Genomic DNA, 16050 nt, shown 5'->3' with positions numbered 1-16050 from the left:
CCGGAAAACGGAAATGTGCTCATCAGAGCGGCAGCCCGCACAATTTATTGCTTGACAGCAGCTGACAACAACCCTTCACCCAAAGGTTGTTGAGCGGCCACGCCCTCCAAATTCCCTACCCACCGGTAAGACATAAGCTCGAAACATGCGCCGAGCGAAAATCGTCTGCACCCTGGGCCCCGCCACCGACTCGTACGACCAGCTCAAAGCCCTGGTCGACGCCGGAATGGACGTAGCCCGCTTCAACCTCAGCCACGGCGGCCACGCCGAGCACGAGGAGCGCTACCACCGCGTCCGCAAGGCCTCCGACGAGACCGGGCGCAGCGTCGGCCTCCTCGCCGACCTTCAAGGCCCGAAGATCCGCCTCGGCACCTTCACCGAAGGCCCCGTACTCCTTGAACGCGACGACACCTTCACCATCACGGTCGAAGAAGGCGTCGAGGGCGACCGCCGACGATGCGGAACCACCTACGCCGGCCTCGCAGCCGACGTCACCACCGGCGAACGCATCCTCGTCGACGACGGCAAGGTCTGCCTCGAAGTGACCCGGATCGACGGACCACGCGTCCACACCCGCGTCATCGAGGGCGGCGTGATCTCCGACCACAAGGGCCTCAACCTCCCCGGCGTCGCCGTCTCCGTCCCCGCCCTCTCCAAAAAGGACGAAGAAGACCTCCGCTGGGCACTCCGCACCGGCTTCGACGTCATCGCCCTCTCCTTCGTCCGCAGCGGCCGCGACATCCTCGACGTCCACCGCATCATGGACGACGAAGGCCGCCGCCTCCCCGTCATCGCCAAGATCGAGAAGCCCCAGGCCGTCGAGAACATCGACGACATCGTGGCCGCCTTCGACGGGATCATGGTCGCCCGCGGCGACCTCGGCGTCGAGATGCCCCTCGAACAGGTCCCCATCGTCCAAAAACGCGCGATCAAGCTGGCCAAACGCAACGCCAAGCCCGTCATCGTCGCCACCCAGATGCTCGACTCCATGATCGAGAACTCCCGCCCGACCCGCGCCGAAGCCTCCGACGTCGCCAACGCGGTCATCGACGGCACCGACGCGGTCATGCTCTCCGGCGAGACCAGCGTCGGCAAATACGCCGTCCAGACCGTCCGCACCATGGCCAAGATCGTCGAAGCTGCCGAAGAGGACATCCTCGCCAAGGGCCTCCCCGACCTGACCCACAACAACAAGCCCCGCACCCAGGGCGGCGCCGTCGCCCGCGCGGCCGCCGAGATCGGCGACTTCCTCGACGCGAAATTCCTCGTCGCCTTCACCCAGAGCGGCGACACCGTCCGCCGCCTCTCCCGCTACCGCTCCCCGATCCCCCTCCTCGCCTTCACCCCGGAACCGGCGACCCGCTCCCAGCTGAACCTCACCTGGGGCGTCGAGACGTTCCTCGGCCCGCACGCGGACTCCACGGACGCGATGGTCGACCAGGTGGACGAGCTGCTCCTGAGGTACGGCCGCTGCCAGAAGGGCGACGTGGTGGTCATCACGGCGGGTTCACTCACCGGCGTGTCGGGCTCGACCAACCTGGTCCGCGTCCACCACGTCGGAGAGGACGACAGCCCCAAGTAGGGGTCGGACAGCCGGGTCAGTGCTCATCGTGCGGACGGCGGCTTCGCAGGCGTCGATGAGGCCCGGCCAGGCATCCGCGCACGCGATGCGGAGGTAGTGGCCGCCGCGGGGATGAGGGCTGATGCATCCGTCACCCAGATAGAGACCGAGCAGGTACGAGTAAGCGACTCGGTCGCTCGGCGGGTCGGGAAACGGGGCCGCCATTCGGGGCAGCGGTTCAAGTCGCTCCTGCCATGAGCGAATCGCGGCGCGCGAGATGCCTGTTTCTCGGCTGACGGAGTTCAGACTGCGGCCCTGTGCAACCAGCGCGATTGCTCGCTTGCGTGTACTGACGTCGTACATGTGCCCACTCTGTGAGCGTGCTCGCGACGACACGCAGCAAAAAGCGGATGTTCACGAGAACGGGAACATCCGCTTTTCTGTCGTGACCTTGGGAACCAAGGAAAAGTGCCCCGAGTCGGATTCGAACCGACGCTGGATGGGTTTTGAATCCATGGCCTCTACCGCTGGGCTACCGGGGCCCCTTCGAAATGAAGGTCAGCGGTCACCCGCTGTGTCACTACCTTACCGCAGCTAGGTAGGCTCTTGTGAGCAGTACCCATGTGCCCTGAACGAGGAGCCCCCGTGACCGCCCCCGAGTCGCCCCAGCCCGTAGACGCGCCCGACGACGACAAGTCGCACGTGCCTCCGCTGACGACCCGTGTCGTCATCGCCGAGGACGAGGCGCTGATCCGCCTCGACCTCAAAGAGATGCTGGAGGAGGAGGGCTACAGCGTCGTCGGCGAAGCCGGTGACGGTGAGCAGGCCATCGAGCTCGCCCGCGAGCACAAGCCGGACCTGGTCATCCTCGACGTGAAGATGCCCAAGCTGGACGGCATCTCGGCGGCCGAGAAGATCGCCGAGGAGCGCATCGCGCCCGTCCTCATGCTGACCGCGTTCTCGCAGCGCGACCTCGTCGAGCGGGCGCGTGACGCCGGTGCGATGGCGTACCTGGTGAAGCCGTTCAGCAAGAGTGACGTCGTCCCGGCGATCGAGATGGCCGTCTCGCGGTTCACGGAGCTGCGGGAGCTGGAGAACGAGGTCGCGGACCTGACGCTGCGGCTGGAGACGCGCAAGCTGGTGGACCGGGCGAAGTCGATTCTCCAGACGGAGTACGGGCTGACGGAGCCGGCCGCGTTCCGGTGGATCCAGAAGACGTCGATGGACCGGCGGATGTCGATGCAGCAGGTCGCCGAGGCGGTCATCCAGGACGCCGACGAGAAGAAGTCGTCCAAGGGCTGAGCCACCCGGCCGGAGCAGACGACGAGGCCCGCGCCCGGAGAAGGGGCGCGGGCCTCGTCGTATGCGAGGGGCGGTTCAGTCCTCGCCGAGGTACGCCTTGCGGACGGACTCGTCGTGGAGGAGGTCCTGGCCGGTGCCGGAGAGCACGATCTTGCCGATCTCCATGACGTGGCCGTGGTCGGCGAGCGACAGGGCGGCCTGGGCGTTCTGCTCGATGAGCAGGATCGTCATGCCCTGCGACTTGAGCTCGGCGATGGTGGACATGATCTTCTGCATCATGATGGGGGAGAGGCCCATGGAGGGCTCGTCCAGCATGAGCAGTTTGGGCTGGGACATGAGGGCGCGGCCCATGGCGAGCATCTGCTGTTCGCCGCCCGACAGGGTGCCGGCGGCCTGCTTGCGGCGCTCTCCCAGGATGGGGAAGAGGTCGTAGGCGCGCTGGATGTCCTTGTCGATGCCTGTTTTGTCGCTGCGCAGGAATGCGCCGAGGCGCAGGTTGTCCTCGATCGTCATGCGGGGGAAGATGTGCCGCCCCTCGGGGGAGTGGGCGAGTCCCTGGGAGACGATGTTGTGGGCGGGGATCTTCTTCAGCGATTTGCCGTTGAATTTGATCTGGCCGCCGACGGGCTTGAGGAGTCCGGAGAGGGTGCGCAGCGTGGTGGTCTTGCCGGCGCCGTTGGTGCCGATGAGGGTGACGACTTCGCCGGCCTCGACCTTGAACGAGATGCCCTTGACGGCTTCGATCTTGCCGTAGGCGACTCGGAGGTCTTCGACTTCGAGCAGTGCGGTCATCGGTCGTTCTCCTTGCCGGGCGCGGCGTCCGTCGGGGTGGCGGCGCTTTCGGCGTTCGCTTCGGCGGCCTCGACTTCGGCTAGTTCTTCTTCGCCGGGGGCGTTTTCGAAGGGTTCGCCGAGGTAGGCGGCGACCACTCGTTCGTCGCCCTGCACGGTGGCGCTGTCGCCTTCGACGAGCTTCTCGCCCTGGACGAGGACGGCGACGCGGTCGCAGAGGTTGAAGATGAAGCGCATGTCGTGCTCGATGACGAGGACGGCGATGCCCTGGTCGCGGATGGCGAAGACGAGTTCTTCGGTCGCGCGGGTTTCCTGGGGGTTCATGCCGGCGGTGGGCTCGTCCAGGAGGAGGAGTCCGGGTTCGCTCGCCAGTGCGCGGGCGATTTCCAGCTTGCGCTGTTCGCCGTAGGGGAGGTTGCGGGCGAGGTGGTCGGCCTTCTTCTCCAGTCCGACGAACTCGAGGAGTTCCATGGCGCGTTCGCGGGAGGCGGCTTCGGCCCGGTGGAAGCCGGGGAGGCGGAGGATGGCCGACCAGAAGCCTTCTTTGGTGCGGGTGTGGCGGCCGACGAGGACGTTTTCCAGGACCGTCATGTTGGCGAAGAGGCGGATGTTCTGGAAGGTGCGGGCGATGCCGGCGGCGGTGACCTTGAAGGATTTGGGCGGCAGGACGTTGCCCTTGAAGCGGACCTCTCCCTCGGTGGGGATGTAGAGGCCGGTGAGGCAGTTGAAGAAGGTGGTCTTGCCGGCGCCGTTGGGGCCGATGAGGCCGACGATCTCACCGCTGTTGACGGTGAGGTCGACGTTGCGGACGGCGGTGAGGCCGCCGAATCGCATGGTCACGCCGCGGGCGTCGAGCACCGTTTCGCCGACAGGGGCGTGCTGGGTGGTGGTGTCGGTGGTCATGGTGGTCAGGCCCCTGCCTTCGTGAGGACGGTGGGCGCTTCCGCGTCTTCGTGGAACTCGAGCTGGCGACGCCGGTTGGGGATCATGCCTTCCGGGCGGAAGCGCATGAGCAGGATGAGTGCGAGGCCGAAGGCGAAGAGCTGGTAGTTCCCGAGGAACTGGAGCTTGTTGGGGATGAGGAAGAGCAGGGAGGCGCCGATGAGGGGGCCGCTGATGGTGCCCATGCCGCCGAGGACGACGGCGGCGAGCAGGAAGGCGGAGTTGGGCGGGATGGCGCCGGCGAAGACGTACTGCTCGGGGGTCACGGTGTAGGTGACGTGGGCCTGGACGGTGCCGGCGAGTCCGGCGAGGGAGGCGCCGACGGCGAAGGCGATGAGCTTGACGCGGAAGCCGTTGATGCCCATGGCGAGGGCGGCGGTCTCGTCTTCGCGGATGGCGACCCAGGCGCGGCCGATGCGGGAGTCGCCGCTGCGTCGGAACACGGTCACGACGATGGCGGTGATGATCAGCATCAGGAAGAAGTAGTTGGCGAAACGGCCGATGGAGAAGCCGGCGATGTCGTGGACGGCGCCGAAGTCGAACCCGAGGATGTTCAGGTTCGGGATGGAGGAGATGCCGTTGGAGCCGTTGGTGATGTCGGGGCCGGAGGTGCCGTCGAGGTTGTTGGCGGTGATGCGGAAGATCTCGCCGAAGCCGAGGGTGACGATGGCGAGGTAGTCGCCGCGCAGTCGCAGGGTGGGGGCGCCGATGAGGACGCCGAAGACGAGCGAGGCGCCGGTGCCGACGAGTGCGGCGGCCCAGAAGGGGAAGTGCACGCCGAACGGGGAGCTGGGGGAGCCGGAGACGAGCGAGGCGGCGTAGGCGCCGACGCCGAGGAAGGCGACGTAGCCGAGGTCGAGGAGTCCGGCGAGGCCGACGACGATGTTCAGGCCGAGGGCGACGGTGGCGAAGATGAGGATGTAGACGCCGACGGTCGCGTACTGGTCGTCGGTCTGGGTGAAGGGGAAGAGTGCGGCGGCGACGAAGGCGCCGCAGGTGGTGATGTTCTGGTGCCGGGCGGTGATCTGGCTCGCCTGGGCGACGAGGCCGGACTTGTTGAGGGCGGCGAAGCCGAAGCCGGCGGTGATGAGGAAGCCGACGAAGAGTTCGTCGTACTCGGTGCCGATGCCGTAGGTGAAGACGGTGAGGCCGAGGCCGAGGACGGCGACGATGATGAGGATCTCGGCGTACGAGGGGAGCTTGCCGACGGGCTTGGCGGTGCCGGAGGCGAAGGCGGCCTTGACCGTGTCCCACTGGTGGGCGGCCTTGTGCTTGCGGTGCTCCCACGGGGTGTCGTCGGGGTCGATCGGGTCGGCTTCGGGGTGCTCGAAGGGCAGGGCGAGGGCGCCGAGGAAGGCGGCGAGGCTGCCTATGGCGACGAGGTAGCCGCCGATTTCGAGGTTGACGACGCCGCCGAGGTCGGCGCTGATCGCGATGACCGTGTACCAGCTGGTGGCGAAGGTGGCGAGGGCGGCGAACTTGATGGCGCCGTCGGCGCCGGAGGGGGCGAGCCAGCCGAGGCCCTTGACGCCGTAGGAGGAGAGGGCGAAGAGGGTGGTGAGGGCGCCGCCGATGAGGACGAGGACCTGGAGGCCGCCGGGGTAGCCGTAGACGGTGAGGTCGCCGGGGAAGGCGGAGGTCCAGGTCCAGGCGAGGAAGGTGGAGATGATGCTGAGGATGCCGCCGCCGGTGGCGAGGCCGCGGGCGATGTGCGCCGGGATGGCGATGAGGCCGGCCGGTGCGGAAGCGGGCTTGCCGAGCGCTTCGGCGGTGGTGGTCTGTGTCGTCATCGGTGTCACGCCCTGTCCGCGACGCGCTCGCCCAGCAGGCCTTGTGGCCGCAGCAGGAGCACGAGGATGAGGAGTACGAAGGCCCAGACGTCGGCCCAGGCGTTGCTGCCGAACTGGCCCATGCCGGGGATGTCGGCGATGTAGGCGGTGGCCAGGGTTTCGGCGATGCCGAGGACGATGCCGCCGATCATGGCCCCGTAGATGTTGCCGATGCCGCCGAGGACGGCCGCGGTGAAGGCCTTGAGCCCGAGGAGGAAGCCCATGGTGAAGGAGATCTGGCCGTACTTGAGGCCGTAGGCGACGCCTCCGACGGCTGCGAAGGTGGCGCCGAGGGCGAAGGCGATCACGATGATGCGGTCGGTGTTGACGCCCATGAGCTTCGCGGTGTCGGGGTCCTGGGCGGTGGCCTGCATGCCGCGTCCGGTGCGGGTCTTCATGACGAAGTAGCCGAGGACGGCCATGCTGATCGGGGCGGCGACGAGGAGGAAGACGTCACCGGTCTGGATGGTGACGTTGCCGATCTCGAAGGGGCCGCCGTCGATCTGGGGGAAGACGCGGGCGGACTTGGCCTCGGGGTACCAGGCCCAGACGGCCTGCTGGAGGGCGAGGGAGAGGCCGATCGCGGTGATGAGCGGGGCGAGGCGGGGTGCGTTGCGGAGGGGACGGTAGGCGAACCGTTCCGCTCCCACGGCGACGGTCACGGAGACCATCACGGCTCCGACGAGCATCAGTGGCAGGGCGATGGCCATGGATGTGCCGTCGGGCAGTATGTACATGTAGACCGTGAGAGCGCCGAACGCTCCGGTCATGAAGATCTCGCCGTGGGCGAAGTTGATGAGCTGGACAATGCCATAGACCATTGTGTAGCCGATGGCGACAAGGCCGTACATGGATCCCAGTAGCAGGCCGTTGACCAGCTGCTGCGGCAGTTCGTTCACCGCATGTCCTCCGAGACGGTTCGGATGTTTCGACGGGGGGCCGGATGCGAGTCCGCGCGGGGCGCTTGTGGAACAGCGCCCCGCGCGGCTCGGCTGTGGTGCGGGTGGGGAGTGTCAGCCGGTGTAGGTGCCGGACTTGACGGCCTTCCAGGCACCGTTCTCGACGGCGTAGACGGTGAGCTGCTTGTTGGTGGCGTCGCCGAACTCGTCGAAGGAGACCTTGCCGGTCACGCCGTCGAAGGAGACGTTCTGGACGGCGGCGGTGACCTTGGCGCGGGCGTCGTCGGGGAGCTTGCCGTCGTTGTCGTCGACGACCTTCTTGACGGCCTCGATGATCGACCAGGCGGAGTCGTAGGAGTAGCCGCCGTAGGCCGCGTACTCCTCCTTGTAGCCGGCTGCCTTGTAGTTGGCCACGAACTCCTTGGCGGAGGGGAGTTCCTCGACCGGGGCGCCCACGGAGGTGGCGAGGTCGCCGGCCGCGTCGGCGCCGGCGAGCTTGATGAAGTCCTCGGCGTAGATGCCGTCGCCGCCGACGACGGGGATCTTGGCTCCGGCGGCCTTGATCTGCTTGCTGAGCGGGCCGGCCTGCGGGTACTCGCCGCCGTAGTAGACGACGTCGGCGCCGGAGTTCTTGACCTCGGTGGCGACCGCGGAGAAGTCCTTGCTGTCCGGGTTGATGTGCTGGGTGCCGGCGATGGTGCCGCCGAGCTTCTTGAACTCCGCGGTGAAGGTACCGGCGAGGCCGGCGCCGTAGGTCTTCTTGTCGTCGATGACGAAGACCTTCTTCTTCTTCGCGTCGTTGAAGACGTACTGGGCGGCGAACGGGCCCTGGATGGCGTCCGTGGTCGCGGTACGGAAGTACGACGAGTAGGTGCGCTTCTTGGTGGTCGCCCAGTCGGTGCCCTGGGTGAGCGCCGGGTTGGTGTTGGCCGGGGAGACCTCGACCAGCTTGGCGTCGTCGAAGACCTTCTGCATCGACTCGGCGACGGAGGAGTTCAGCGGGCCGACGACGCCGAGGACGCTCTTGTCGGCGACGAGGGCGGTGGCGTTCTGCTGGCCCGCGGAGGGCTGCGCCTGGTCGTCCTTGGCGACGATCTTGAAGGTGACGCCGTCGACGTACTTCTGCTTGTTGGCCGTTTTGGCGGCGAGGTCGACGGAGTTCTTGATTCCGAGGCCCAGCGCGGACAGGTCGCCGGTCAGCGGGGCGTCGACGCCGATGGTGACGACGGTGCCGTCGGCGGAGTCGGAGCCCTTGTCGTCGCTGTCACGCGAGCCGCAGGCGGTGAGGGTGAGAGCTCCCGCGGACAGCGCGGCGGTAATGGCGATGAGCGAACGTTGACGCACGTTCCAGTCCTTTCCCTGGGCGGCCCTCCCCCCTGGAAGAGGCCGAGTCGAGCGCTGAGCCGAAGGGGTATTCCAGCCGCGCGGTGACTGGGCGTGACTCTAAGCGGGTGAAGCTGACGGGGAGGAGGGTCTGGCCGATGCTGTGACGCTCTTGTTATGACACGAGGTAATGCAGAGCGGTACTTGGTGGGTGGAACAGCTGAATTCCGGCCGATTCGCCCTGTCCGCATGTTGAGAACGTGCAGGACGAACCCGGGTACGTTCAGGCGTCTCAGGCGTTTTGCTGATGACCGGATTCGTTGCTACAGGCGACTTGTAGGGCCTCGGAGAGGTCGTGCGCATAGCGCGTGCCGAGGATGAAACTGTGGACTTGTATTGCGCGCGCATTACGTAGAGTTACGTCTACGAAAGGGAGTCCGACGTTCTTCGGCACTTTTCCGCATTCCGTCACGTGCATGGTGACGACGACCTTGCGGACGGAACCCGCTTTTGTCCTGAAGGGCGCCCGGGGGGTCGAGGTCAGGGAAAGCCCGGTGTACGGCTGGGCGAGTCGCGTCACGGTGACCGGCGGGCCGGAGTCCACGCCGACCAGCATTTCGAAGGCGAAGGTGTGAGGGCGGGTGCCGGGCGGCACGGCGACCTCGCCGAGGTAGCTGACGTCCACCACCTGGGACGGGAACGGCGGTGCGGGGGCCGCCTGTTCGGTGTCGTGCGGCCGGGTCGCCCAGAGGTAGCCGCCGCCCGCGAGGAGCACCGCCGCGGCGAGGGCGGCCGACGCGGCCCGGCGGTGGGCGGCGTGGCGGCGGGCGAGCCCACGGAGCAGGCGGACGACGGGAGTTGGAGCTGGAGCTGGAGCGCCCGCGTCGAGAGCGTCGGCGTGAGCGGGGACGCGGCCGGCTCCGGCGGCGCTGCCGGAGCCGGTGGTTCGGCCGGCGTCGGTGGTGCGGCCGTACTCGTGGACGTCCCACGCGTGCGTGCCCTCACCGGGCTCCACGGGGCCTACGCCGCTCACTGCCAGGGACCCCCCGTCGGGCCGCCGGAGCGGTACCGGTCCGCGCAGCCCTCGCCCGCCGCGCGGTCGATCAACTCGTCCGCCGCGTCGGCCCCTTGGCTCTTCTTCGCGACCCGCGCGGCGTCCACGACGGTCCGCAGGATCTCGTACTGCCCGTTGGACAGCCCCATCGACTGGTAGTCCCCGTAGGTGGTGCTGTCCAGGACCTCGCGGGACCAGTGGGCGACGATGCGGGTGCACAGCTCCACGGGCGAGACGGCGGACGGGGACGGGGACGGGGGCGATGACGGGGGCGGGGGCGGTGACGGGGTGCCGCTCGCGCCGGCGCTCCCCGGGACTCCGCAGCCGGTCGCCAGCAGGCCCGCCAACAAGGCCGCCGGCCACGCCGGTCCGAGCAGCCGCCCCGCCGCCCCCGCCCGGGGGGCTCCTGCCGTGGTCATGCCCCGACGCTAGGCCGCCGCGGTGGCGGTGAGCAACGGGCACGCGCGCGTGACCCTCCGGAGCGGCGGGACCGTCAGCCCGCAGGGCGCGCCTGTGCCGCGTCGCCGGCCCGTACGTCCCGCAGCAGACAGGTGAGCCGCGCGGTGCACACGCGCCGTCCCTCCTCGTCGCTGATCACGATCTCGTACGTCGCCGTGGACCGCCCCCGGTGCACGGGCGTGGCCACGCCCGTGACCAGGCCGGAGCGGGCTCCGCGGTGGTGGGTGCAGTTCAGGTCGACGCCGACGGCGATCTTGGAGCTGCCGCCGTGCAGCATGGAGCCGACCGAGCCGAGGGTCTCGGCGAGGACCGCGGAGGCGCCGCCGTGCAGCAGGCCGTAGGGCTGGGTGTTGCCCTCGACCGGCATGGTGCCGACGACCCGGTCCGCGGAGGCCTCGATGATCTCGACGCCCATGCGGGTGCCCAGGTGCCCTGCGGAGAACAGGGCCAGGATGTCGATGCCGAGGGCCGCGTACTCGTCGATGACCTCTTGCGGGAACTTCACGTGCTGCTGCTCGCCCATGGGGCCCGGCTCCGTTCGTCGATCACAGTCCAGCGTGACTTAAGCAAACGCTCAGTCGGTGGCCGATTGTTCCAGACGGACGACGACGGACTTGCTGGCCGGGGTGTTGCTGGTGTCGGCGGTGGCGTCCAGCGGGACCAGAACGTTGGTCTCCGGGTAGTACGCGGCGGCGCAGCCCCGGCTGGTCGGGTAGAGCACGACCCGGAAACCGGGCGCCCGCCGCTCCACGCCGTCGCGCCATTCGCTCACCAGGTCCACGTAGGAGCCCTCGGCGAGTTCCAGGGCGTGCGCGTCCTCGGCGTTGACCAGGACGACCCGGCGGCCGTTCTTGATGCCCCGGTAGCGGTCGTCGAGGCCGTAGATCGTGGTGTTGTACTGGTCGTGCGAGCGCAGCGTCTGCAGGAGCAGCCGCCCCTCGGGCAGCCGCGGGTACTCGACGGGCGCGGCGGTGAAGTTGGCCTTGCCGGTCGCGGTGGGGAAGCGGCGCTCGTCGCGCGGGCCGTGCGGGAGGGTGAAGCCCTCGGGGCGGGCCACGCGCGCGTTGAAGTCGTCGAAGCCGGGGATCACGCGCGCGATGCGGTCGCGGATCGTCGCGTAGTCCTTCTCGAACTCCTCCCACGGCACCTTGCTGTCCTCGCCGAGCACGCGGCGCGCGAGGCGGCAGACGATGGCGGGCTCGGACAGCAGGTGGGCGCTCGCGGGCGCGAGGCGGCCGCGTGAGGCGTGCACCATGCCCATGGAGTCCTCGACGGTCACGAACTGCTCCGTGCTCTTCCCGTTCGGGCCGACCTGGACGTCGCGCTCGGTGCGGCCGAGCGTCGGCAGGATGAGCGCCCGCGCGCCGGTCACCACGTGCGAGCGGTTGAGCTTGGTCGACACGTGCACCGTCAGCCGGGCGCGCCGCATGGCCGCCTCGGTGACCTCGGTGTCGGGGGAGGCGGAGACGAAGTTGCCGCCCATCGCGAAGAACAGCTTCGCCTCGCCGTCGCGCAGTGCGCGGATGGCGCGCACGACGTCGAAGCCGTGCTCGCGCGGGGGCGCGAAGCCGAACTCCTTCTCCAGGGCGTCCAGGAAGGCGGGCGCGGGCCGCTCGAAGATGCCCATGGTGCGGTCGCCCTGCACGTTCGAGTGTCCGCGCACCGGGCACACGCCCGCGCCCGGACGGCCGATGTTGCCGCGCAGCAGAAGGAAGTTGACGACCTCGCGGATCGTCGGCACGGAGTGCTTGTGCTGGGTGAGACCCATGGCCCAGCACACGATGGTGCGCTCGGAGGCGAGCACCATGCGCAGGGTCTCCTCGATCTCCGCGCGCGTGAGGCCGGTCGCGGTGAGCGTCTCGGCCCAGTCGGCGGCACGGGCCGTGTCGGCGAACTCCTCGAAGCCGTGGGTGTGTTCGGCGATGAACGCCTCGTCGAGCGCGCCTTCGGTCTCGAGGACGAGCTTGTTGAGGAGACGGAAGAGTGCCTGATCGCCGCCGATGCGGATCTGGAGGAAGAGGTCGGTGAGCGAGGCGCCCGCGGTGAGGCCCTTGGGGGTCTGCGGGTTCTTGAAGCGTTCCAGGCCCGCCTCGGGCAGCGGGTTGACGCTGATGATCTTCGCGCCGCCCGCTTTGGCCTTCTCCAGCGCGGACAGCATGCGCGGGTGGTTGGTGCCCGGGTTCTGCCCGGCGACGATGATCAGGTCGGCCCGGTAGAGGTCCTCGAGCAGAACGCTGCCCTTGCCGACGCCGATGGTCTCCGACAGGGCCGAGCCGGACGACTCGTGGCACATGTTGGAGCAGTCCGGCAGGTTGTTCGTGCCGAGTTCGCGGGCGAAGAGCTGGTAGAGGAACGCGGCCTCGTTGCTGGTGCGGCCCGAGGTGTAGAAGACGGCCTCGTCGGGCGAGGCGAGGGCGGCGGTCTCCTCGGCGATGATGCCGAAGGCGCGCTCCCAGGTCACCGGTTCGTAGCGCTCTCCGCCTTCGGGGAGGTACATGGGGTGGGTGAGGCGGCCCTGCTGGCCGAGCCAGTAGCCGCTGCGGCCGGCGAGGTCGGCGACGGGGTGCGCGGCGAAGAACTCGGGGGTGACCCGGCGCAGGGTCGCCTCCTCGGCGACCGCCTTCGCGCCGTTCTCACAGAACTCGGCGGTGTGCCGGTGCTCCGGTTCGGGCCAGGCGCAGCCCGGGCAGTCGAAGCCGTTCTTCTGGTTGACGCGCAGCAGGGTCAGGGCGGTGCGCTTCACACCCATCTGCTGCTGGGCTATTCGCAGGGAGTGCCCGACGGCGGGCAGGCCCGCCGCCACGTGCTTCGGGTCGGCGACCTGCGGAGCGTCCTGGACCGGATCGGCCTTGGGCGGCTTCGTTGCCATCGGGCTCTCCCTCACTCGCCTGTGCGGCACATTCGCACGATCCTCGCACGAGGCACCGGCAGGGTTTGCGCGCGGTCCGGTCGGTGGGCGGGAACACAGCTTGCGGCGGACGGCCGGCGGCCCGGGGACCCCGTGAGCCGTGGTGGCCGGGACCGAGTGTCAGTGGGGCGTGGCAGGATCGGGGGCGTGGCAGAGACAGCAGCGAAGAAGACCGACACCCCCGCCGGCAGCCGGCCCCGCCTGATGCTCATGGACGGGCACTCGCTGGCCTACCGCGCGTTCTTCGCGCTGCCCGCGGAGAACTTCACCACCGCGACCGGCCAGCCGACGAACGCGATCTACGGTTTCGCGTCGATGCTGGCCAACACCCTGCGTGACGAGGCGCCCACGCACTTCGCGGTCGCGTTCGACGTGTCCCGCAAGACCTGGCGCTCCGAGGAGTTCACCGAGTACAAGGCGAACCGGTCCAAGACGCCGGACGAGTTCAAGGGCCAGGTCGAGCTGATCGGCGAGCTGCTCGACGCGATGCACGTGTCCCGGTTCGCGGTGGACGGCTTCGAGGCGGACGACGTCATCGCCACGCTGGCCACCCAGGCCGAGGCCGAGGGCTTCGAGGTGCTCATCGTCACCGGCGACCGCGACTCCTTCCAGCTGGTGTCCGAGCACACCACCGTGCTGTATCCGACGAAGGGCGTCTCGGAGCTGACCCGGTTCACCCCGGAGAAGGTCGTCGAGAAGTACGGGTTGACGCCCGCCCAGTACCCCGACTTCGCGGCGCTGCGCGGCGACCCGTCCGACAACCTGCCGGGCATCCCCGGGGTCGGTGAGAAGACGGCCGCGAAGTGGATCAACCAGTTCGGTTCGTTCGCGGAGCTCGTCGAGCGGGTCGAGGAGGTCAAGGGCAAGGCCGGGCAGAACCTGCGCGACCACCTGGAGGCCGTCAAGCTCAACCGCCGCCTCACCGAGATGGTCACCACCGTCGAGCTGCCGAAGACGGTCGTCGAGCTGGAGCGTGCCCCGTACGACCGCACGAACGTCGTGATGATCCTGGACACCCTGGAGATCAGGAACCCGTCGCTGCGGGAGCGGCTGTTCGCCGTCGACCCGGGCGGCGAGGAGGCCGAGGCGTCGCCGGTGGTCACCGGCGGGGTCGAGCTGGACGGCACGGTGCTGGGCACCGGCGAGCTGGCCGGCTGGCTCGCCGAGCACGGCACCGACACCCTCGGCGTCGCCACCGTCGACACGTGGGCGCTGGGCGCGGGCTCGGTCGCCGAGATCGCGCTGGCCGCCGCCGCGGGAGCGGCCGCCTGGTTCGACCCGGCGGAGCTGGACGAGGCCGACGAGAACGCGTGGGCGGCCTGGATCGCCGCCGAGGACCGCCCCAAGGTCCTGCACAACGCCAAGGGCGCCATGCGCGTCTTCGCCGAGCACGGCTGGTCCGTCGCCGGCGTCGGGATGGACACGGCGCTCGCCGCCTACCTGGTCAAGCCGGGCCGCCGCTCCTTCGACCTGGACGCGCTGTCCCTGGAGTACCTGGGCCGTGAGCTGGCCCCCGCCGCCGCGGCCGACGGCCAGCTCGCCTTCGGCGCGGACGACGGCGCCGAGGCCGAGGCCCTCATGGTGCAGGCCCGCACGATCGTGGACCTCGGCGAGGCGTTCCGCGGCCGGCTGGAGGAGGTCGGCGCGGCCGACCTGCTGCGTGACATGGAGCTGCCGACCTCCGCCCTCCTGGCCCGCCTGGAGCGGCACGGCATCGCCGCCGACCGCGCCCACCTGGAGGCCATGGAGCAGATGTTCGCGGGCGCCGTCCAGCAGGCGGTGAAGGAGGCGCACGCGGCGGCCGGGCACGAGTTCAACCTGGGCTCGCCCAAGCAGCTCCAGGAGGTCCTCTTCGGTGAACTGGGCCTGCCGAAGACGAAGAAGACCAAGACCGGCTACACCACCGACGCCGACGCCCTGGCCTGGCTCGCGGGCCAGACGGACAACGAGCTGCCGGTCATCATGCTCCGCCACCGCGAGCAGGCGAAGCTGCGGGTCACCGTCGAGGGCCTGATCAAGACGATCGCCGCGGACGGCCGTATCCACACCACGTTCAACCAGACGGTCGCCGCGACCGGCCGGCTGTCGTCCACGGACCCGAACCTCCAGAACATCCCCGTCCGCACCGACGAGGGCCGGGCGATCCGCCGCGGCTTCGTCGTCGGCGAGGGCTTCGAGTCCCTGATGACCGCCGACTACAGCCAGATCGAACTGCGGGTGATGGCGCACCTGTCGGAGGACGCCGGCCTCATCGAGGCGTTCACCTCCGGCGAGGACCTGCACACCACGGCCGCCTCCCAGGTCTTCGGCGTCGAGCCCACCGCGGTGGACGCGGAGATGCGGCGCAAGATCAAGGCGATGTCCTACGGCCTGGCGTACGGTCTGTCGGCGTTCGGCCTGTCCCAGCAGCTGAACATCGACGCGGGCGAGGCCCGTGGCCTGATGGACGCCTACTTCGAGCGCTTCGGCGGCGTACGGGACTATCTGCGCCGCGCGGTCGACGAGGCGCGCGCGACGGGCTACACGGCGACGGTCTTCGGCCGCCGCCGCTATCTGCCCGACCTCAACAGCGACAACCGGCAGCGCCGTGAGGCCGCCGAGCGCATGGCTCTCAACGCGCCGATCCAGGGCACGGCGGCGGACATCGTCAAGATCGCCATGCTCAAGGTGGACGCGGCCCTGCGCGCGGCGGACCTGGATTCCCGCATGCTGCTCCAGGTCCACGACGAAATCGTGCTGGAGATCGCCCCCGGTGAGCGTGCGGCGGTCGAGGAGCTGGTCCGCCGTGAGATGGCCGGCGCCGTCCAGCTCAGGGCCCCGCTGGACGTGTCGGTCGGCGCGGGCGCGGACTGGGAGTCGGCGGCGCACTAGCCACGGCGGGGGAGCGGGCCGCCGCTCCCCGCAACAGGCACGCGAGGGGGCCCTGCCGGTACCGGCAGGGCCCCCCCCCCGGGCAGGTGCGCGGCCCCGGCCGGGGGGGCC

The 16050-nt window shown here is 69.3% G+C and carries 12 protein-coding genes, 1 tRNA gene and 1 pseudogene; 3 read left to right on the top strand and 11 right to left on the bottom strand.

What is annotated here, in order from left to right:
• The first annotated feature begins 145 nt into the window (after positions 1-145).
• Complete coding sequence (pyk, locus tag ABT070_RS00070; protein ID WP_351752372.1) at positions 146-1582, top strand: pyruvate kinase; 1437 nt, start codon at positions 146-148, stop codon at positions 1580-1582.
• A 21-nt stretch (positions 1583-1603) separates the two neighbouring features.
• On the opposite strand, the pseudogene ABT070_RS00065 reads toward pyk, so the two are convergent.
• Both ABT070_RS00065 and ABT070_RS00060 read right to left on the bottom strand, forming a co-directional pair.
• Positions 1604-1924, bottom strand: a pseudogene (locus ABT070_RS00065) (helix-turn-helix domain-containing protein); the annotation flags it as partial.
• A 106-nt stretch (positions 1925-2030) separates the two neighbouring features.
• Positions 2031-2103, bottom strand: a tRNA-Leu gene (locus tag ABT070_RS00060).
• Between the two features lie 103 nt (positions 2104-2206).
• Between ABT070_RS00060 and ABT070_RS00055 the strand changes: the two genes are divergently transcribed.
• Positions 2207-2863 carry an ANTAR domain-containing response regulator gene (locus tag ABT070_RS00055; protein ID WP_189916700.1) on the top strand — a complete coding sequence of 219 codons (657 nt, stop codon included), beginning with the start codon at positions 2207-2209 and terminating at the stop codon, positions 2861-2863.
• Positions 2864-2938: 75 nt separating this feature from the next.
• On the opposite strand, the gene ABT070_RS00050 is transcribed toward ABT070_RS00055, so the two are convergent.
• The 9 genes from ABT070_RS00050 to ABT070_RS00010 all read right to left on the bottom strand — a co-directional run bounded on the left by ABT070_RS00050 (position 2939) and on the right by ABT070_RS00010 (position 13029).
• A complete protein-coding gene (locus ABT070_RS00050; RefSeq protein WP_351752370.1) occupies positions 2939-3655 on the bottom strand; it encodes an ABC transporter ATP-binding protein in 717 nt (238 codons plus the stop codon).
• Positions 3652-4557: an ABC transporter ATP-binding protein gene (locus ABT070_RS00045; RefSeq protein WP_351752367.1), complete on the bottom strand. Its 906-nt coding sequence runs from the start codon at positions 4555-4557 to the stop codon at positions 3652-3654. Before ABT070_RS00045 ends, ABT070_RS00050 begins: the two co-directional genes overlap by 4 nt.
• Before the next feature lie 5 nt (positions 4558-4562).
• Positions 4563-6386, bottom strand: a complete 1824-nt coding sequence (locus ABT070_RS00040; protein ID WP_351752364.1) for a branched-chain amino acid ABC transporter permease — start codon at positions 6384-6386, stop codon at positions 4563-4565.
• Between the two features lie 5 nt (positions 6387-6391).
• Positions 6392-7324, bottom strand: a complete 933-nt coding sequence (locus tag ABT070_RS00035) for a branched-chain amino acid ABC transporter permease (RefSeq protein WP_351752361.1) — start codon at positions 7322-7324, stop codon at positions 6392-6394.
• Between the two features lie 114 nt (positions 7325-7438).
• The gene (locus ABT070_RS00030; RefSeq protein WP_351752359.1) at positions 7439-8668 is read right to left on the bottom strand and encodes a branched-chain amino acid ABC transporter substrate-binding protein; all 1230 of its coding nucleotides are present in this window, start codon (positions 8666-8668) and stop codon (positions 7439-7441) included.
• A 271-nt stretch (positions 8669-8939) separates the two neighbouring features.
• Positions 8940-9680 (bottom strand): Tat pathway signal sequence domain protein, encoded by a 741-nt coding sequence (locus ABT070_RS00025; RefSeq protein ID WP_351752356.1) that lies wholly within the window; start codon positions 9678-9680, stop codon positions 8940-8942.
• The gene (locus tag ABT070_RS00020; RefSeq protein WP_351752353.1) at positions 9677-10120 is read right to left on the bottom strand and encodes a hypothetical protein; all 444 of its coding nucleotides are present in this window, start codon (positions 10118-10120) and stop codon (positions 9677-9679) included. Before ABT070_RS00020 ends, ABT070_RS00025 begins: the two co-directional genes overlap by 4 nt.
• A 74-nt stretch (positions 10121-10194) precedes the next feature.
• Entirely contained in the window at positions 10195-10683 is a 489-nt protein-coding gene (locus ABT070_RS00015) for a PaaI family thioesterase (protein WP_351752351.1), read from the bottom strand.
• 51 nt (positions 10684-10734) lie between these two features.
• The gene (locus ABT070_RS00010) at positions 10735-13029 is read right to left on the bottom strand and encodes an FdhF/YdeP family oxidoreductase (protein ID WP_351752348.1); all 2295 of its coding nucleotides are present in this window, start codon (positions 13027-13029) and stop codon (positions 10735-10737) included.
• 186 nt (positions 13030-13215) lie between these two features.
• Between ABT070_RS00010 and polA the strand changes: the two genes are divergently transcribed.
• A complete protein-coding gene (gene polA / locus ABT070_RS00005; protein ID WP_351752346.1) occupies positions 13216-15939 on the top strand; it encodes a DNA polymerase I in 2724 nt (907 codons plus the stop codon).
• Positions 15940-16050: the final 111 nt, after the last annotated feature.

Origin of the sequence: Streptomyces sp. NPDC002884, assembly GCF_040295245.1 — a bacterium.
Lineage (GTDB): Bacteria > Actinomycetota > Actinomycetes > Streptomycetales > Streptomycetaceae > Streptomyces.
This window is presented reverse-complemented; position numbering and strand designations above follow the sequence as displayed.